Source organism: Vibrio penaeicida (assembly GCF_002933855.1).
GTDB classification, from domain to species: domain Bacteria; phylum Pseudomonadota; class Gammaproteobacteria; order Enterobacterales; family Vibrionaceae; genus Vibrio; species Vibrio penaeicida_A.
This window is the reverse complement of the sequence record NZ_BFAQ01000015.1, coordinates 17,393-35,865: the sequence shown is the minus strand read 5'-3', so window position 1 is coordinate 35,865 and position 18,473 is coordinate 17,393. Positions and strand designations below refer to the sequence as shown.

At 44.3% G+C, this 18,473-nt stretch carries 14 protein-coding genes; 7 read left to right on the top strand and 7 right to left on the bottom strand.

Annotated features, from left to right (window positions below):
* Positions 1 to 401 precede the first annotated feature (401 nt).
* From VPNCDNU1_RS08425 to VPNCDNU1_RS08395, 7 genes are all read left to right on the top strand, one after another.
* Complete coding sequence (locus VPNCDNU1_RS08425; RefSeq protein ID WP_104399939.1) at positions 402 to 1,136, top strand: hypothetical protein; 735 nt, start codon at positions 402 to 404, stop codon at positions 1,134 to 1,136.
* Between the two features lie 160 nt (positions 1,137 to 1,296).
* The gene (locus VPNCDNU1_RS08420) at positions 1,297 to 1,665 is read left to right on the top strand and encodes a YacL family protein (RefSeq protein ID WP_104399938.1); all 369 of its coding nucleotides are present in this window, start codon (positions 1,297 to 1,299) and stop codon (positions 1,663 to 1,665) included.
* Between the two features lie 220 nt (positions 1,666 to 1,885).
* Positions 1,886 to 2,224 carry a P-II family nitrogen regulator gene (glnK, locus tag VPNCDNU1_RS08415; RefSeq protein ID WP_101113278.1) on the top strand — a complete coding sequence of 113 codons (339 nt, stop codon included), beginning with the start codon at positions 1,886 to 1,888 and terminating at the stop codon, positions 2,222 to 2,224.
* Between the two features lie 18 nt (positions 2,225 to 2,242).
* Positions 2,243 to 3,472 carry an ammonium transporter gene (locus tag VPNCDNU1_RS08410; RefSeq protein WP_101113277.1) on the top strand — a complete coding sequence of 410 codons (1,230 nt, stop codon included), beginning with the start codon at positions 2,243 to 2,245 and terminating at the stop codon, positions 3,470 to 3,472.
* A 164-nt stretch (positions 3,473 to 3,636) separates the two neighbouring features.
* The gene (locus VPNCDNU1_RS08405; protein ID WP_104399937.1) at positions 3,637 to 4,650 is read left to right on the top strand and encodes a Fe(3+) ABC transporter substrate-binding protein; all 1,014 of its coding nucleotides are present in this window, start codon (positions 3,637 to 3,639) and stop codon (positions 4,648 to 4,650) included.
* 260 nt (positions 4,651 to 4,910) lie between these two features.
* A complete protein-coding gene (locus VPNCDNU1_RS08400; RefSeq protein WP_104399936.1) occupies positions 4,911 to 6,533 on the top strand; it encodes an ABC transporter permease in 1,623 nt (540 codons plus the stop codon).
* Positions 6,533 to 7,561: an ABC transporter ATP-binding protein gene (locus VPNCDNU1_RS08395; protein WP_104399935.1), complete on the top strand. Its 1,029-nt coding sequence runs from the start codon at positions 6,533 to 6,535 to the stop codon at positions 7,559 to 7,561. The genes VPNCDNU1_RS08400 and VPNCDNU1_RS08395 overlap by 1 nt, the downstream gene beginning before the upstream one ends.
* Before the next feature lie 171 nt (positions 7,562 to 7,732).
* Here the strand turns inward: VPNCDNU1_RS08395 and VPNCDNU1_RS08390 are convergent, their stop codons facing one another.
* The 7 genes from VPNCDNU1_RS08390 to VPNCDNU1_RS08360 all read right to left on the bottom strand — a co-directional run bounded on the left by VPNCDNU1_RS08390 (position 7,733) and on the right by VPNCDNU1_RS08360 (position 18,472).
* Positions 7,733 to 9,145, bottom strand: a complete 1,413-nt coding sequence (locus VPNCDNU1_RS08390; RefSeq protein WP_104399934.1) for a phosphoglucomutase/phosphomannomutase family protein — start codon at positions 9,143 to 9,145, stop codon at positions 7,733 to 7,735.
* Between the two features lie 99 nt (positions 9,146 to 9,244).
* Positions 9,245 to 11,650, bottom strand: a complete 2,406-nt coding sequence (locus tag VPNCDNU1_RS08385; RefSeq protein WP_104399933.1) for a GH36-type glycosyl hydrolase domain-containing protein — start codon at positions 11,648 to 11,650, stop codon at positions 9,245 to 9,247.
* An 84-nt stretch (positions 11,651 to 11,734) separates the two neighbouring features.
* Positions 11,735 to 13,654 carry a beta-N-acetylhexosaminidase gene (locus VPNCDNU1_RS08380; protein WP_104399932.1) on the bottom strand — a complete coding sequence of 640 codons (1,920 nt, stop codon included), beginning with the start codon at positions 13,652 to 13,654 and terminating at the stop codon, positions 11,735 to 11,737.
* 5 nt (positions 13,655 to 13,659) lie between these two features.
* Complete coding sequence (locus VPNCDNU1_RS08375) at positions 13,660 to 14,544, bottom strand: N-acetylglucosamine kinase (protein WP_104399931.1); 885 nt, start codon at positions 14,542 to 14,544, stop codon at positions 13,660 to 13,662.
* A gap of 5 nt (positions 14,545 to 14,549) precedes the next feature.
* Positions 14,550 to 16,337 (bottom strand): glycoside hydrolase family 9 protein, encoded by a 1,788-nt coding sequence (locus VPNCDNU1_RS08370; protein WP_104399930.1) that lies wholly within the window; start codon positions 16,335 to 16,337, stop codon positions 14,550 to 14,552.
* Between the two features lie 109 nt (positions 16,338 to 16,446).
* Positions 16,447 to 17,442 (bottom strand): ABC transporter ATP-binding protein, encoded by a 996-nt coding sequence (locus tag VPNCDNU1_RS08365; RefSeq protein WP_104399929.1) that lies wholly within the window; start codon positions 17,440 to 17,442, stop codon positions 16,447 to 16,449.
* A 46-nt stretch (positions 17,443 to 17,488) separates the two neighbouring features.
* Entirely contained in the window at positions 17,489 to 18,472 is a 984-nt protein-coding gene (locus VPNCDNU1_RS08360; protein ID WP_104399928.1) for an ABC transporter ATP-binding protein, read from the bottom strand.
* Position 18,473 lies beyond the last annotated feature (1 nt).

Here is an 18,473-nt window from a genome sequence, read left to right as displayed (position 1 = left end):
AATTTGCTCTTTAAAAACGGTCCAAATTTTGGACCGTTTTTTTATATTTCACCCTAACTGTATTAATTTGGCACTGTAGGTTTAGAAAGTCGGCTATGAAGCACGCTAGTTCACTTATGAGCCACTCAAAAAATTGGACTCTATTAACCGTTGTTTCTAAAGATGCCGAATTGTTCTTGAATGTATGTTTAATTTTCAAAATGGCAATGAGTATGATTTTAACTGACTGTAATTGTTTAACATTTATGTTTTTTCGAAAGTAAGGAAGTACCAAAGTAAACTAAACGAGAAATAGAGTCATTATTTATAGAATAATGTGAGTCATATCAATGAGTAACTCTTTGAATATTAATTATCTGAATGTACCATGCGTGCTTTGTTGGTTATTAGGTAGTAAATAAATGAAAAAGAGTGTTTTTGTAGTTTTGGCATCCTCCTTGGTATTATCGGGTTGCGGAGGTGGAAGTGGTTCTACCGATACAGTGAGTCCAAAAGGAGCACATGTTGATGTAAATTTACCTCTTGAGGCTTTGTACGGTCCAATCGTTAACCTTAAAGGTCATAGCTTATTGACAGTTGATGTTGAAAATGCAGCTCGACAAGTCGCTTATGTAAACTCTGTAGTTCTTAATTCATTAGCCAAGGCATCAGGTCAAACGGACGATAAATTTCTTGAACTTTTGACAAACTCAGCTTTGACTGATACGCCTTTGACTGTCGGCAATTTGGGTACTTTAGATGTTTCACTTTCAATAAAAAATGGTGGTGCTGGCTTTATTCTAACTAGTGCATCTTTTGATATTTCAATTCCGGATTTTCCTTTGATTGAAACGGCATTTAAACCAGAAATATTTAGCTATGACGCTAAAGATAAAGCATTTAAATACGAATTCACTGTAGAGCAAACACCAACGAATATACTTTATTCGCATTTTGAGCATGGAAACACGACATTCAGCTACAGTGAAAATTCTCAAGGAGATCACCGCTACATCGCTGAGTATTTGAGTACTCGTTCTGTAAGTGCTGATATTACTTATGTAGCAAATACAAAAGAAGTGAAAGTGAGTAATCATGGTGGAAGTGTAAGGACCGGTTATTACAACTCTTCCGAAGATACGATCTCAGGTCTTTAATCTTTGTAAGCGCAGCTTTGCCTGCGCTTTTTACTTTCTAATCTCACTATCGTATCACTCACTTCCTCTTTATTTTCTAAAATTAGAATTAGGTGAGCTTCGCCTCTCCTTCTACTAAGTGATACACTCCGCTCCCTCAAGATTTTGCGAGTAAAACGCCATGGAATATCAATTCACAAAGAACAGCCTGACTGGAGATTATTTAGTTAAATGCAGTATGGGGCATGAGATCGTAGGACGTTGGCTTCAAGAAGAGGTGAACGCTCAAATCCGTGTGATTGACGGTATTTTGCAAAGGCTTGAGTGGATGGTTGACGGTCAGCATCACGAAGACAAAATCGAAGGGCGAGAGATCAGTGTATTGATCACCCGTGAAGAAGTGACTATTCAAGAAAATGGTTTCGCTTACCAGCCTGAATGTGATGAGCCAGATATGCACATTTACGAAAGTGAGAGTAGTGCGAGTTGTGGTTTCGAGGATTTTGTTGATTTGGTCAAGGCGTGGAAGGACTTCGTGAAATCTTACTAACGCTTCAAATTTCAGCTTTTCATTACCCTGTCCCCAAAATGGGGAAATGATTGAGCTCTGCTTCAAATTCGGGAAGAGGATGCACCAATATTGTGCATCCTCTTTTTTGTTTAATCATCGAAAGTACATTAATTCTTTAGAATCAGCTTATTAGGTTTTTGGCACGCTCCTTGATTGTTGTCTAGGTGTTAACGGATTACACCAAATCAGAGAGGACGTGATGAAAATAATCAATGCCATTATTAAACCATTCAAACTTGACGACGTAAGGGAAGCTTTGTCGGACGTAGGTATTGAGGGGATGACCGTCAGCGAAGTGAAAGGCTTCGGTCGTCAAAAAGGACATACCGAATTGTACCGAGGGGCGGAATACCAAGTTGATTTCCTGCCAAAAGTAAAATTAGAAATCGCCACCCAAGCAGATAATGTTGACCGCGTTGTAGAAGCGATTACCAACGCAGCACATACGGGAAAAATTGGCGACGGTAAGATTTTTGTTTATGACCTTCACCAAGCGATTCGAATTCGTACAGGTGAAATGGATTCAGAAGCACTTTAAGGAATTGAGGATTTTATTATGGAACTATCAGTAACTGTAGCCGAACTCAGATATGCACTGGACACCTTTTTCTTTCTCATTTCAGGTGCATTAGTTATGTGGATGGCCGCTGGCTTTGCCATGTTAGAAGCGGGGTTGGTTCGCTCAAAAAATACTACCGAAATTCTGACCAAAAACATTTGCTTGTATGCGATTGCCTGTACGACATTCTTGTTGGTTGGTTATCACGTTATGTACGTGGATAATGCTGAAGGTGGTTGGTTGCCATCATTTGGCGCATTGATTGGCACTCAAGGTGAAGGTGCAGATCACTCCCTTGAGTCTGATTTCTTTTTCCAAGTCGTGTTTGTTGCTACCGCCATGTCGGTTGTTTCAGGGGCGGTGGCTGAGCGAATGAAGCTTTGGTCGTTCTTGATTTTCTCCGTTGTATTAACTGCGTTTATTTACCCAATGGAAGGTTACTGGACTTGGGGAGGCGGTTTCTTGTCAGAAGCAGGCTTCAGTGATTTCGCAGGCTCTGGCATCGTGCACATGGCGGGTGCAGCTGCTGCACTAGCTGGCGTCGTGCTACTTGGTGCGCGTAAAGGCAAATATGGTAAGAATGGAGAAATCTACCCAATTCCAGGTTCAAACATGCCTTTAGCAACATTGGGTACGTTTATCTTATGGTTCGGTTGGTTCGGATTTAACGGTGGTTCTCAATTGATGGTGTCGGACTTTGAAAATGCGACCGCGGTAGGTCAAATCTTCCTGAACACCAATGCAGCCGCAGCAGCTGGCGCAATCGCAGCACTGCTTGTGTGTAAAACAACTTGGGGTAAAGCAGACTTAACCATGGTGTTAAACGGTGCGTTAGCGGGTCTAGTCGCTATCACAGCAGATCCACTGTCTCCTTCTCCTCTGGTTGCTGTCGGAATTGGTGTAGCTGCAGGTGCGTTGGTGGTGTTCAGTATTGTCGCGATGGACAAAGTAAAAATAGATGATCCTGTAGGCGCGATTTCAGTGCACGGTGTATGTGGTCTATTTGGGTTGATGATGGTACCAGTGAGTAACGCAGACGCCGCTTTCTCAACTCAGCTTCTTGGAGCAGCTGTTATCTTTGCTTGGGTGTTCGGAGCAAGTTTAGTAGTTTGGTATGTTCTCAAAGTAACAATGGGCATCCGAGTGACGGAAGAAGAAGAGCTTGAAGGTATGGACATGCACGACTGTGGAGTAGGGGCTTATCCGGAGTTTGTATCAGTGAAATAAAACTGAGACGAAACATGTCGTTACCAAAATTAATGATAAACCTGTCAGAAATGACAGGTTTTTTTGATCTAGATACAGAATGTATGATTGTCAATGAGATTCGTTTGAATATAATAAGGCGACTGATAAACATTATCATTATGCTTTCACTAAGGACGAATACGATGAAAAAATTGCTGACCCTTTCCGCCATTGCGTGTGGTGTGGTTGCTCCTTCTGCAATGGCCGCTGAAGAAGTTAACGTATACTCTTACCGTCAGCCTTTCTTGGTTGAACCAATGTTCAAAGAGTTCACTAAAGAAACTGGCATTAAAGTAAACGTTAAGTTTGCAAAGAAAGGTTTGGCTGAAAAGCTAGCTCAAGAAGGCGAGTACAGCCCTGCAGACGTTATTCTAACTGTAGACATCAGCCGTCTGGCCGAGTTGTCTAAAAAAGGTCTTGTACAATCTGTAAACAGCGACGTGATTGAAGCGAACATTCCAGCTCAGTATCAAGACAATAACAATGAGTGGTTTGGTATCACAACACGTACTCGTAATGTTTACTCTTCTCGTGAGCGTGTTGGCAAACTAGGTGAAGACTTCACATACGAAGATCTCGCTAAGCCACAATTCAAAGGCAAGATTTGTACTCGTAGCGGTAAGCACCCTTACAACGTTTCTCTTATCTCTTCTATGATTGCTCATAAAGGTGAAGCGGCAACGAAAACTTGGTTGGAAGGCGTTAAAGCTAACCTAGCACGTAAGCCTCAAGGTAACGATCGTGCACAAGTTAAAGCGATCAAAGAAGGTCTATGTGACGTATCTTTGGGTAACAGCTACTACCTTGGCAAGATGGTAAACAACAAAGATCAACTTGCTTGGGCTGAAGCGGTTTACATTAATTTCCCTAACCAAAAAGCAGCTGGTACTCACGTGAACATCAGTGGTATGGCTATGGCTAAGCACTCGCCAAATAAAGCGAATGCTAAAAAGTTAATGGAATTCCTAACAGAAAACAAAGCTCAGGCTATGTACGCGGAAGTAAACTTCGAATACCCAGTTAAAGCAGGTGTTAAGCGTTCTGAGCTAGTTGCATCTTGGGGTGACTTCAAAGCAGATACTATCTCTCTTGAAGAAATCGCAGGTAACCACTCTAAAGCGATCAAACTTCTAGACGAAGTTAAATTCGACCTGTAATTCGAAACTTTTGCTCAATCTATTAGGGGCTGTTGTCCGTTCGTGATTGAGCAAATGCCTTTTAAAGCCATCATAAACAGTGCAGATAGTAGTAACTCTAAGATGTTGCTGACTCATTTCATTGTTAATGATGGCTTTGTTAGTTTTTAGGGATTAAAAAGCAAAATGAGAGTCGTTTTGATATACTTTCCTAATTACCGCATTTTTTAAAAGGGATATGAAGTGAACATAGCTTTATATTGCTTTGAAGTCGTTAGGCAATGAAAGAAAATCATACTACTTGGAAAATCAGCAGCTGGAGTGTTGCTGGGCTGTTGGCACTACCAATAATTGCCATTTTTTATATGTCCATCGGCCCGTCGGATATTTTTCCGCATCTGATGAGCACCGTCCTGCCTATCTACATAGCAAACACCATAAAACTTGTTGCTGGTGTTATGCTGCTTTCGATTTTACTCGGTGTACCCAGCGCATGGCTCATGGCCATGTGTAAGCTTCCTACTGAAAAAATTCTGCAATGGGCATTGGTACTTCCATTAGCTATGCCTAGTTACATTGTTGCCTACGTCTATACGGACTGGTTTGATTTTCCAGGACCCATTCAGATGTTACTGAGGGATCTGACAGGGTGGGGACCAGGTGAGTATTGGTTTCCCGATATTCGAACTCTGACTGGCGCTGTTATTATTCTTGCTTTGGTTTTATACCCTTACGTATACCTTTTGGGGCGTGCTGCTTTTATGGAGCAGAATGTTTCGTTGCTTCAATCGGCTCGTTTGCTCAAATGCTCGCCTATTACTAGCTTCTTTCGAATTTCTATGCCGTTGGCAAGACCGTCCATTGCGGTGGGGCTTTCACTTGTTGCGATGGAAACCATTGGTGATTTTGGCACCGTAAACTACTTTGCTGTTCATACGTTAACAACCGCTGTCTATGATACATGGCTTGATCATTCAGAATTGCCCGCAGCCGCTAAGATATCTTCTATCATGTTAATGGTCGTGATCTTATTGATCAGTGCGGAGCGCTACAGTCGTCGCAGACAAAAGTTGTTTCAAACTCATTTTAATAGCCATGAAGATGTGAGATACGAACTTCAAGGTTGGAAGAAATGGGCAGCTCTAGTGTGGTGTTGGGGGCTGGTCTCAGCCGCATTCATTTTACCGCTTCTTCAATTGTGTTCGTACGCCTATACCTATTTTGCACAAAGCTGGACGGATGAATTTCGCCAATATTCATTGAATAGCCTACAGGTATCACTCACTGCAGCAGTGTTTGGTGTGGCTGTCGCCCTAATTGTGAACTTCTGCCAGCGAGTCAACCCTGGAAGAAACAGTGTTATGTCGATGCGTTTTTCTTCAATGGGTTATGCAGTGCCGGGAACAGTCCTTGCCATTGGTGTAATGACCTTTGTTAATACGGTAGAGCATGGCATCAACGACTTTGCAAAATGGATGGAACTTACTCCACCGGGGTTATTGCTGTCTGGTTCTATGTTTGCGCTTATTTTTGCCATGGTGGTTCGATTCTCGGCCGTTGCGATAGGTAGCGTGGAAAGCAGCATGAACAAGATATCACCTTCTTTGGATATGGCGACACGCACCATGGGTTGTAATGCCAATGAAATGCTTAGAAAAATCCATCTGCCATTAGTGAGACGTGGTGCGCTGATTGCGGGGTTGCTCGTCTTTATTGAATGTATGAAAGAGCTCAATGCCTCCTTGCTTTTACGTCCCTTTAATTTTGAAACACTGGCAACGTACGTTTTTAACTACGCGTCAGACGAACAGCTAGAGCTGGCGGCAATGCCGGCTGTTCTGTTGGTGCTTGTGGGACTTATCCCCTTGATTATGGTTAACCGTTCACTGGAGCAAAATCACTGATGAGTTGTGCATTAACAATTGAAAATCTGACGTGTCAGTATCAAACCCAGACAGTGCTGGAATCATTATCTTTGACCGTTGAACACGGTGAAATAGTGTGTTTACTGGGAGCAAGTGGTTGCGGTAAAACGACATTGCTAAAAGCAATAGCAGGCTTGCTTCCATTGGCGAGCGGGACGATGACGCTTAACTGCCAAACCATTGACAATGGTAAAGATTGGGTGCCACCAGAAAAGCGCAATATTGGCATGATTTTCCAAGATTACGCCTTATTCCCTCATTTGACTGTGGAACAAAATGTAGGCTTTGGACTGCGCACGAGCAATGAAGCCGAGAAAACGAACAAAGTAGCAGAAATGCTTAAGCTCGTTAAATTGGATGAATTTGGCGATCGTTTTCCTCATCAGTTGTCTGGTGGTCAGCAGCAGCGTGTCGCTATTGCTCGTTCATTGGCGTACAAGCCCGATCTTTTATTGCTAGACGAACCATTTTCAAATATTGATACGCAAGTGCGCCATGAATTAATCCGAGAAATACGTAAGATCTTTAAAGCTCAAGGCGTAACCGCGATCTTTGTAACACATAGCCGTGAAGAAGCGTTTGCCTTCTCCGATAAGATGGCGGTGATGAATAATGGTGTTATTGAGCAGTTTGGCAGCGCATCTGAGCTGTATTACCAACCTTCCAGTAAATTCGTTGCGGATTTCCTTGGTGGAGGAAGTTACCTGCCCGCGAAGCGCTTGTCGAGTGATCAGTTTGATACTGCGTTTGGCGTATTAGGGGCTTTAGCTCAGGCGGAGATTCGCATGGATCAAGAGTGTGAATTACTGCTGCGTCCTCAACACGTTAAGGTAAGTGCTGATAGTGAAAGTAGTATTCATATTCTTGAGCAGCAATTTATGGGTGACCACTGTCGCTACATAATAGAAGCCAATGGCACGCGTTTGATTGCCAGTTCTTCTGAAGCGTTAGATATCAACCAAAAAGTGAATGTTCAGATAGAATCTGATGGTGTTTTAGCGTTTTGACGAAAACCAGATTTAGAAATAGAAAGGATAAAGCCCAGCAAATGCTGGGCTTTGTTTTTGGACCTATAGGGGTATATCACCATCAATTGATAGGTGAACACCGAGCTGTGACTAGCAACTCGGTGTGTCCAAAGTATCGTAAAGAATAATTGTGACAATTGTTCTTTAGGATCAGAGTGACAAGAACTCTTTGACCAAAGCAACGGTCGCTTCAGCAGTTTCTTTGTCTTTCATTTCAGAGAAGATACGAAGCAAAGGTTCAGTACCTGAGAATCTTGCAATCACCCAGCCACCATTTTTAAAGTAAACTTTTGCGCCATCTTCATAGCTGACTTTTTCAATTTCAAATTCAAACTCAGGAAGCTGCTTTTCAACATAAATCTTGTTGTAAAGGGCTTCTTTCTCGCTTGGTTTAAAAGTGCAATCACCTTCAGCAGTATAGGCATAGCCATATTGGCTGTAGATCTCATCCAGTAATTCAGAGAGTTTCTTACCCGTTACACTGATCATCTCAACCAATAGGCTGGATGCGAACACGCCGTCTTTGCCTTTGATGTGACCGCGAATGGTCAAACCGCCTGAGCTTTCACCACCAATCAAGGAATCATCTGCTTCCATTTGAGAGCTGATATGCTTAAAGCCAACCGGCACTTCAAAAGATTTTTCGCCGTTATCTTCCGCAATCTTATCTAGGAGGTGAGTCGTTGCGATGTTACGTACAACCGACCCTTTCCAACCTTTGTACTTCAGTAAATAGTAGTACAGCAGAATTAGAACTTCATTGGGGTGAATGAAGTCACCTTTTTCATCAATAATGCCCAAGCGGTCAGCATCGCCATCGGTACCGATACCAATGTCATACCCTTCAGCGGCAACCAAATGCTTTAATCGGTAAAGCGTGGCTGCACTTGGAGAAGGCATCAGCCCGCCAAAATCTGGGTTCTTGCCATCATTGATCACGTCTACATCACAACGTCCATTGATCAATACCGTTTGTAGTGCGTTCTTTGCAACACCGAACATAGGATCGATCAGCACACGCAAGTTGGCTTTTTTGATCGCTTCGATATCAATAAAGTTAATGATCGAGTCAACGAACTCGTTCATTGGGTTGATTTCGATGATGGTTTTGTCAGCTACAGCTTGCTCAAAGTCGGTACTTTTGACTTGATCAAGCGTGAGCGTTGAGATTTGATCTTCAATTTTTTGCGTGATGATCTCGTCTGCGTCTCGACCGCCTTCAATGAAGACTTTTATGCCATTGTAATCGGCAGGGTTGTGCGATGCAGTAATGCAAGCTGAGTAGGCACAGCCCATCTCTTTTGCTTTAAACATCACTATTGGGGTAGGAACAAACTTATTGATAAAGCTGACGGTGATGCCGTTGGCGGCAAGTACTTCTGCAAACCAGCTGCCTGCTTTATCAGAAAGGAAGCGTCTGTCGTAACCGACAATGAAACCTTTGTCCTCTACTTTTTCGTTTAACATGATATTGGCTACGGCTTGAGCCACCAGACGAACGTTGTCTTTGGTGAACTCTTCGCCGATAAAGGCGCGCCAGCCACCTGTACCGAACTTAATCATATTAAAATCCTATTTCTCTCCGTGGTTCACAATGAACCAAAAAATAAATGGGTGGGAGAAAGTTCTCCCACCAAAAAGGGTTAGCCTAGAACAGCTAATTTATCCAAGAACAACGACAACGTCGTTGATGCTGCCTTCAGCTTGTACTGGAACTACGCCGCTTACCGCTTCGCCATTCACAGTGATAGATTTCACGCCCTTGCTGACGGAATCTGGGTTTTGCACTTTAATGTTGTACGTTGCTCCACGCCATTGACGCCTCACTTCAAATCCAGGCCATTCGGTTGGGATACAAGGATCAATACTTAAGCCTTCAAATCCAGCACTTACACCAAGAATAAAGTTGGTCACGGCGAAATATGCCCAGCCAGACGTACCCGTTAACCAAGGGTGGTTTGCACGGCCATGATCTTGGTGGTCGCGACCCATGATGAACTGTACGTAGGAGTATGGTTCAGCGACACGCTTTTCGATGTTCTCGTTTTGGTTGTACGGGTTCAATGCATCGAAGAATTTCATTGCACGGTCGCCACGACCCAATTTCGCTTCTGCAACCCATGCCCAAGGGTTCGGGTGAGAGAAGATCGCCCCGTTTTCTTTTACGCCTTGATAAACACGAGTAACAAAACCGATGTCGTCGTTTGGTGTAGCAAAAGAAGGTGCGTTTAGGTGCAGACCGTATTCAGAGAATAGGTTCTCATCAACCGCGTCCATTGCTTTTTCGCCGCGTTCTTGAGATACCGCTCCAGACAGTACCGCCAGAGTATTGGACTCTAGGTGTACACGGCCTTCTTTTTGCTGGGCTGTACCAATTTTTTCGCCATTCTTTGTTAGACCACGGATGTACCAGCCACCTTCGTCGTCCCAAAGGTGCGTTTCACAAGCTTCACGAACGTTTGCTGCCATTTCAGTGTACTTAGCAACATCTTCATCGTTGCCACGGTATTTGGCGAGGTCGATAAATTCTTGCAGTGCCCAGAAATGAAGGAATGACACCATTGATGACTCACCGCCACCTAGGTTCAGACAGTCGTTCCAGTCTGCGCGCAGACCTTTACAAATACCTGTTTGTCCAACGTATTTAGCCGAGAAGTCTAGGGCTGCTTTCATGTGATCATAAACGGATGCATCGCCACCGTCTGCGTATGGAATGCTTTCGTCGAAGAAGCTTTCTTCGCCCGTTTCCATAACGTACTTACAGATCGTAGGAACCAACCATAAGTGATCGTCTGAGCATGTATCTTCAATGCCGTGGATCTTGTCTTCATCGGAAGGCGTTGGAACGACTGTTGGCGATTTTGAAGGCTCAACGTCTGCTTTTTCAGGATCAAACCAATCAGGATCAAATAGGTGTAAGCCGTAGCCCGCTTTAACCTGACCACGTAGAAGATCAACGAGGCGCTTGCGAGTCATTTCAGCATTGGAGTGAGGCACAGAAATGGCATCTTGCGCGGTATCACGGTAACCCAAACCAGTACGACCGCCCACTTCAATGAAAGAGGCAAAGCGAGACCAAACCACACATGTTTCTGCTTGGTATAGCGTCCATGTGTTGATCATGGTGTCCAAGCCTTCGTTTGGTGACTTCACTTGGAACTTGGCACAACGCTCATCCCAGTGAGCTTTAATGCTATCAAATGCTGCATCCACTTCATTGAGATCTTGGTATTTTTCACGTAGGCGCTCGCCGTTGCCTTTACCAATACCTAGAATGTAGGCAAAACGCACTTCTTCACCTGGTTGGATAGTGAATTGCTTGTGCAGTGAGCCACAGTGGTTGTAACAAGTTTGCGCTGTGTTAGAACACTTGCCGTTTTCAACTGCGATTGGGTTCGCTTCGTCGCGATACGCGCCTAGAAAGCTGTCGCGCTGGCCATCGTATGAGTCTGGGCTGAACGTAGAAGCTAGGTAGTAGAAGCCTTCAAAGTCATTTGTGTTGTAGTACAGGTCATACTCAATCACACCCTCTTTGTATTCCGTACCTGCAGAGTACAAAGACATTTGATGGTTTTGGTTGTCCGATTGGATATGGCTGAACGAGAATTCAACAAATGAAAATGCACTGATTGTACGAGGTTTATCTGACGTATTTTTAAGAACAACATCCCAGATTTCTGCATCTTCGCCTTTTGGTACAAACAGTGTTTTGGTCGCAGTAATACCCGCATATTCACATTTGAATTTTGAGTAAGAAAGACCATGACGAACTTCGTAATTCGCTTCATCTAGGCTTTTTGCCACTGGCTGCCATGAAATTGACCAGTAATCACCTGTTTCATCGTCACGCAGGTAAACGTAATGCCCTGGGCGATCAAGTGTCGCATTTGGACGAAACTTAGTGACACGGTTGTATTCTGGAGAGTTATAGAATGAGTAACCGCCTGCGTTATGAGAAATCACAGTACAGAACTTTTCCGTGCCTAAGTAGTTTGTCCATGGCGCTGGTGCATCTGGACGCGTAATGACATATTCACGATTATCGTTATCGAAATAGCCGTATTTCATGGTTCTTTCCTTTTAAACAAACTGCGAAGGGTTGCAGTAAAAAAACGAGTAATTTCTTCGTCTAAGCCGTTGCTTGACGCAATGTTAATCTTGCCAAGGCGAGCGGTAATTCACGCCCAAGCGTTGCCAATGAGGCAGATGTCCTTTCAATCTGGACAAATAGTCCAGCCAATCTCGTTGTTTGGTTTGGCTCCAACTGACTTCCGCTAGTGCAGAAATTCGTGGGAATACCATGTATTCAAGACGAGATGGGTCTGATATTTTTTCACACCATAAGGCGCACTGAATTCCCCAGATTCTTTGGCGAATTGGGTCATCATCTGAAACTTCATTTAATGGTTCATAGTGGTAAGCCATTTCAAGAGGGATTGGATTGGCCCAGTCGACTCCCGGCTCTTCTGGCGCGTAGTCTTGTGTCATGTCGAGGTACGTGGTTTGAGCAGGTTGAAGCACGACGTCAAACCCATCTTTTGCACATTCCAATGCAGCTTCTTCGTTCACCCAAGAATAAATAACGGTCTCTTTAGAGACTTTATTGCCGTGTTTCGCTTCTTCCCAGCCCAACATGCGTTTTCCGAGGGACTTCAGCTTTTTCTCAGCGTGGCGTAATAGATGTCCTTGCAGTTCTTTGGCATCGTCGTAACCAAATTCTTTCATCATTGCTTGGCAACGAGGGCTTTTGGTCCAAACATTTTTGGGAACTTCATCCGCACCAATGTGAACGTAAGGCGAAGGGAACAAATCTGAAACTTCTGTGAGCACGGTATCCAAGAACTGATAAGTGCCATCAATGGCTGGAGAAAGCACATTGTCGGAGTAGTTTTGGATACTTAAATATTCGGATTGATCTTCTTTATCGACTAATAAGTCGGGCAAAGCTTTTATCGCTGCGCGGCAGTGACCAGGAATATCAATTTCAGGTATTACCGTAATGGCACGTTGCGCGGCGTATTCGATGACTTCCTTTATGTCTTCTTGCGTATAGAAACCATCATAAGGTGTGGCTAAATGGCTGTATTGAGCATCATTTGCCATTCCCGGACCACGTTTAGCACCGATGTCAGTTAACTCTGGAAATGCCTTAATTTCAATTCGCCAGCCTTCGTCATCGGTCAGGTGCCAATGGAAGTAGTTAAATTTGTAGTAAGCAAGATGGTTAATCATCTTTTTCACTTGTTCAACGCTGTGAAAATGCCTTGCGCAATCGAGCATCATGCCGCGGTAGCTGTATCTCGGGTTGTCTTTAATTGTCATGCACGGAACGTGAGTATTGACCTGCTTGGCCGAGATAAGCTGCATCAAGGTCGCACATGCATGCATAAAACCAGAATGAGAGCCGGATTCTAACGTAATTGAATGCTCTTGAACGTTAAGGCTGTAATGACCTTTATCGAGTGTAGGATTACTCCTAAAGATGACATTCCCGTTTTCATTGCGTGTCAGGTTGATATTAGCCGTTTGAGCTATTTCATCTATTAGCCATTCCGTTGCTTCTTCCGCTAAAGACGTCGAAACTGAAAAGCCAGTCATCTGAGTGAGCGCAAATGTTCCATCTAGCTGCGTAATGCTACTTGGCTTGGGAATTAATGCGATATCTGCCGCTTCTACTTGTGGAATGCTTTCGCGCTTCTTATAGGGGGACAAGAGAGCAATGGGCGTTATATCGACGGAGACGTTTTTCGATTCTTCACCTTGTTTGATTTCAAGGTAGGCATCATCAATACCGTCGGCAAGATAGCGAAATGGGAATGTATTAGTCGAAAATTCGATAAAGTAATGATGGTTGGCAGCAAGAGCTTCACTATTTTGAGGGCTGAGAATGCAATGGCTACCGACTTGCTCTACTTTGCCTTGCGTTAAGGTATCCGTAAGGATGTATCGATCTAATGAAAAATGCAGTGCCCAAGAAGAAATATCCTGATCACTCAAATTATGCAGAGTAAGACCAAAGCGAGCGACGCCATTTTGCTCTGAAAGTACAGCAAGATCGACACGATAATTCATAAATATTACCTTAGAGTAAATAGATTGTGCTCTGGTTTGCCAGCCATCATGATGCCGCCTTCGATGGCATCGTGTTTAGGTGTCACAATCCAGTTTTGTACAGGGGGAGATAGCCATTGGACAATACGTTCACCAATGCTGCCCATTAGAGCGATGCGTTCTGCCCCTCTTTTGTTCAATGCCACTAAGAACATTTCAACATCGGAAGCAGTTTGCTTAAGCATTTTTACGCCCAACTCATCGCCTTGGTAGGCATGCTCGAAAATAGCTGGAGAGAACTGACCGTAATCACGCGGTTTTGCGGATTTAGACCAAGTCACAATATTGTCTATATTGTTGTCGAAATGACTCATGACATGTTGAGATAGCGGTGTTTTTGCCACGATCCCATCTTCAGCTAAGAGCACTTGTTGAATGAGGTGTAACCCCATAACTGCGCCACCACCTTGATCAGAGATAGGAAACTCTCGCCCACCTACAACATGTTGTTCGCCGTCTTTCAGCAAAATACCGCAAGAGCCAGTTCCGGCGATCATAATGGCGCCATTTTCACCATTGTGAGCACCCAAACATGCGCCATAGGCGTCAGTATTCAGTACGACGCTGGCAAAAGGATGTGGCAGTGCCATAAAATCTTGCCAGAAGGATTCTTGTTCAGCCCCAGCTAATGCCATTCCAAGATGCATTTTGGTTAAATCGGCATCAGATAGCCCACCTTGCTTGGCGGCTTCTGTCACTGCCGCCACAATGGAATCCATAGCCAATTGGACACCTAACATGATGTTAGCGCTTCCACTTTTGGCTTCGCCTAGTGTTTCGCCTTGTTCATTTCTGATGCGAGCTCGGCACGAGGTGCCACCGCCGTCTATACCGACAAAATACTGAGTCATTCGTTTTAATCCTGAGGTTGACCTGCGTTTTGTGTTTGAACTGAAAACTGCGCCATGATGGCAAGTAAGTACCAAGCGCCATGCGGGATCCATTGTTCACCCCAGCGCCAGTTTTGAAGCATGTCGTCTTTCTGACCTTCTGGGTTGAAAGCGATGTCTTCTTCGTCGTCAAAACCACCTGTTATCCCGTTGCAAATACCACCTTTAGCGTTATAAAAACCATATTGTGGTAAGTAATCTGGGTTGTTTTTTCCGTATCCATCTAGCATGCACATGTCATAGGGATTGAGGCCAACGATCCAGTCGAGACAGCGCTGAGCATAAGCTTGAGCTTTAGTTTGCAACGATTCGGTGATATATGGCTTGGCAAGATAAACCATGCTTGAAAGGGAACCTAAGCGAGCATTTTCGCCCTGCCACCAATACCCAGATTCGTTTTCGTGTGCGACAAAGAACGCATCTCGTTTTACACCATTAACCGATTTAACGTATTGGCGAGGGTAACCAAATGGGTTATCTACGTGATGAGTGATATTAAGTTCGAACTCAACCGCTTGATTGATGACTTCTTGGATTTTTTCTTTTTGCGATTCGCGTCTTTCAACAGACAAATATTCACAAAGGGCAATAACGGGTAATCCTGCTTCTGCCGCGTGATAATAAGGGCGACTGCCATCGTCTGTGGCAGCCCAGTAATGTTCAAAACGTGCGTCGGTAAGCTGGCGTAACGATAGGCGATTAGCCCACATTTGCGCCTCCGACAGGTAGCATTGTTCACCAGTTGAACGGTATAACTCAACACAGGCCATCAATGCGCAATACTCATCAATAATGTTCTCTACACCATCATTGAGGTAGCGAGTATTGTACTCCTTTAAGTGCCAATAGCCTTTTTCCGCCGCTTCTAGGTAATGTTCTTGCGAAAAGTCGCCACACACATCAAGCCGAGAAGCGGAAGCTAGGGCTGCGATTGCCATTCCGCCACCTTGACGAAAACCTGCATGGTAGTCGTCTTTTTTGTGACCGTCCTGCGTCTCGTAGGCACAAATCTCCCGTTGCTTTATGTCTTTGCTCCATTTGTCAAAGACCGTCATGTAAAAGAAACCCTCCGGGTGTTGCATACGGGCTAAGAAGTCGGCACCAAACAGTGCTTCTTCTGTTAGCCTCACCCGAGAATATGCTGCAAAGTCAGAGCGCTCCTCCACTAACTCTAAGCCTTTCAACATATTCCATACGACCATTGGAGTTTGTTGAGGGTTTAAAAAATTGGCATAAGACAGGTGGCTCATATATTTACTGACATCACCTGATGCATCGTACCAACCACCTCGAACATCGACAGTTTTGTCTGAGTTCAGCAGCGGGATAGTGCGATCTTGTTTCTCGTAAATCCCACCACAACGTTGGGATTTAAAATAATGAAGGACATCCGAGAAGGTAGTGTTCATCAACACACCCTCACGAATATCGAAGGGAGAAGATTGCAACTCGTTAACTTGCAGCAAGAAGCGACCGGATTCCGAAAATTCTGAAAAATCGATTTCGCAAAACAGTCCTTGATGCCAGTGAGCAACTTGAGTAGCTTCACCAATCTGGAATGAAGCAACAATTTCTTCAGACGCTGTCTCCTTAGAAGCCATGTCTTCCGAACCAATGCTTCCAGAAACGCTGTCTTTAGAGTCTGCTCTTACCAGTAGAGCTAGGCTGCCTTTTTCGAGTGCTTCGTCAACACAAAGCACCGCATGCTTAGCGCCTGAAGCCTCATAGCCTATCTGGTTAGTTAAGAGTTGCATTGGGTTCTCCCGTAAATTAAATCAGTGAGGCACAAATTGGTGCCTCAATATCTTGTATAGCTTGCTTCTCGCGAAGCCTAGTTTTCGTACGGATTGGTTTTCGTACAGATTAGTTTTCGTACAAATAGCAACGGACAAAGTGATTGTCTGATAGCTGAGTAACACCCGGTAGCTGCTCTTTGCATTTATCGGAAACGTGGGTACAGCGACCGGCAAACGGACAACCCGCTGACTCTGGTGTCCAGAGAGGGATATCCCCTTTGTTGCCTTTCAATTTTTCATGGATCGATTTCTTCGGATCCGGCACAGCCGATACCAAAAGCTGAGTGTAAGGGTGTTGAGGATCGTGAATGATCTCTTCAGTGTCTCCCCACTCAACCATATGACCTACGTACATAACGGCTAAGTCTTCAGCGATGTAACGCGCTGTTGCGATGTCGTGAGTGATGTAAAGCAAAGACATCTGCTTTTCAAACTTCATCTCTTCCATCAGGTTTAGTACACCTGCACGGATAGAAACGTCTAACATCGAGGTTGGTTCATCAGCCAAAACGACCTCAGCGCCAACGGCAATATTTCTTGCTAAATTAACGCGCTGGCGTTGTCCACCAGAAAGCTGATGAGGGAACTTTTCTGCCGTTTCTTTTGGCGGAATAAGCCCCACTTGCTCAAGAAGATCGTATACGCGTTCTTCGAGCTCTTTTTTATTGCCAGATGTGATTTTCTTATGAATCAGCAATGGGCGTGCAATATGGTGGAAGATATTATGCGTTGGGTTCAATGAACCAAACGGGTCTTGCCATACCATTTGAACACCTTCGCGATAATGCATCATGTCTTTGCGACTACTAATGCCTTGAATGTCACGACCTTTATATTCGATAATGCCTTCAGTTGGGGCGTACATTTTCGCGATCATTTTTGCCGTTGTGGATTTGCCTGAACCAGACTCTCCGACCACTGACAGACCGCGGCTTTTATACATTTTGAATGACACGTCGTTAATGGCACGCATCATAGGTTGGTTTAAGGAATTACTGTTGATAGGGAAGTCTTTTACGACATTCTTGCCTTCAACCAGTAGTTCGCCAAAATCTTTGCTCATAATTGTCTCCAGTTTCTCTTTTCGCTTTTTTTATTTTTTGTTGGCTCTATGCTTTGGCCGTCGCGATTGGTTGTCCATATAAATGGCAGTTAGAGAAGCGGTTTGGTTCTATTTGACGCAGTGTTGTTGCATTAGTCGTACATGCTTCGTGTACGCGGTCGCAACGCGATTGGAATCGACAACCTTGTGGAATTTCCAGTAAGTTCAACGGGTTGCCAGGAATGCCAGTTAACTTGGTTTTTGGACCAGTTAATGGAGGGAAGGAACTTCCCAGCCCTTTAGTATATGGGTGGTACGGGCTTTCCAATATTTCCTTAGAAGGGGCAACTTCAATCAATTCACCTGAATACATGATGCCGATGCGGTCGGAGAATTCGACCATCAACGATATATCATGAGTGATGAATAGAATGGAGAAACCAAATTCTTCTTTTAATGCGCAGATCTTTTGTAGGATTTCTCGCTGTACAACCACATCCAGCGCGGTAGTTGGCTCATCCATAATGATCATTTTAGGGTTTAGAGCTAACGCGATAGCGATAACCAGCCTTTGACGCATACCGCCAGAGAATTGGTGCGGGTAGTCATTTAGGCGGCTAGGGTGGATATCAACTATTTCCAATAACCCCTCTGCACGACGGACAGCTTGTTCACGTGTCATATTGGTATGACGCATAATGACATCGCAGAACTGCTCTTCCATTGTGAGAACAGGGTTGAGCGCGTTCATCGCGCTCTGGAATACCATCGACATTTCACTCCAGCGGAACGATTGCATACGCTCGTCACCGTACTGAAGGATGTCTTCGCCATTGAAGATAACCTGACCACCTGTAATGAATGCTGGTGGCTTATGAAGACGCATCAGTGAGAAAGCAACGGTGGATTTTCCGCAGCCAGACTCTCCAGCCAGACCGAAAACTTCCCCTTTACCTATGTCAAAACTTACGTGGTTACAAGCGCGGACATCGCCCGCGTCTGTAATGTAGTCCACGCACAAATCTTTTACAGAAATGAGTGGCTCAGTCATG

Bases quoted from the DNA above. Each gene is read 5' to 3' on its own strand.
- VPNCDNU1_RS08425 (WP_104399939.1), top strand. From the start codon at position 402: ATGAAAAAGAGTGTTTTTGTAGTTTTGGCATCCTCCTTGGTATTATCG.
- VPNCDNU1_RS08420 (WP_104399938.1), top strand. From the start codon at position 1,297: ATGGAATATCAATTCACAAAGAACAGCCTGACTGGAGATTATTTAGTT.
- glnK (WP_101113278.1), top strand. From the start codon at position 1,886: ATGAAAATAATCAATGCCATTATTAAACCATTCAAACTTGACGACGTA.
- VPNCDNU1_RS08410 (WP_101113277.1), top strand. From the start codon at position 2,243: ATGGAACTATCAGTAACTGTAGCCGAACTCAGATATGCACTGGACACC.
- VPNCDNU1_RS08405 (WP_104399937.1), top strand. From the start codon at position 3,637: ATGAAAAAATTGCTGACCCTTTCCGCCATTGCGTGTGGTGTGGTTGCT.
- VPNCDNU1_RS08400 (WP_104399936.1), top strand. From the start codon at position 4,911: ATGAAAGAAAATCATACTACTTGGAAAATCAGCAGCTGGAGTGTTGCT.
- VPNCDNU1_RS08395 (WP_104399935.1), top strand. From the start codon at position 6,533: ATGAGTTGTGCATTAACAATTGAAAATCTGACGTGTCAGTATCAAACC.
- VPNCDNU1_RS08390 (WP_104399934.1), bottom strand. From the start codon at position 9,145: ATGATTAAGTTCGGTACAGGTGGCTGGCGCGCCTTTATCGGCGAAGAG.
- VPNCDNU1_RS08385 (WP_104399933.1), bottom strand. From the start codon at position 11,650: ATGAAATACGGCTATTTCGATAACGATAATCGTGAATATGTCATTACG.
- VPNCDNU1_RS08380 (WP_104399932.1), bottom strand. From the start codon at position 13,654: ATGAATTATCGTGTCGATCTTGCTGTACTTTCAGAGCAAAATGGCGTC.
- VPNCDNU1_RS08375 (WP_104399931.1), bottom strand. From the start codon at position 14,544: ATGACTCAGTATTTTGTCGGTATAGACGGCGGTGGCACCTCGTGCCGA.
- VPNCDNU1_RS08370 (WP_104399930.1), bottom strand. From the start codon at position 16,337: ATGCAACTCTTAACTAACCAGATAGGCTATGAGGCTTCAGGCGCTAAG.
- VPNCDNU1_RS08365 (WP_104399929.1), bottom strand. From the start codon at position 17,442: ATGAGCAAAGATTTTGGCGAACTACTGGTTGAAGGCAAGAATGTCGTA.
- VPNCDNU1_RS08360 (WP_104399928.1), bottom strand. From the start codon at position 18,472: ATGACTGAGCCACTCATTTCTGTAAAAGATTTGTGCGTGGACTACATT.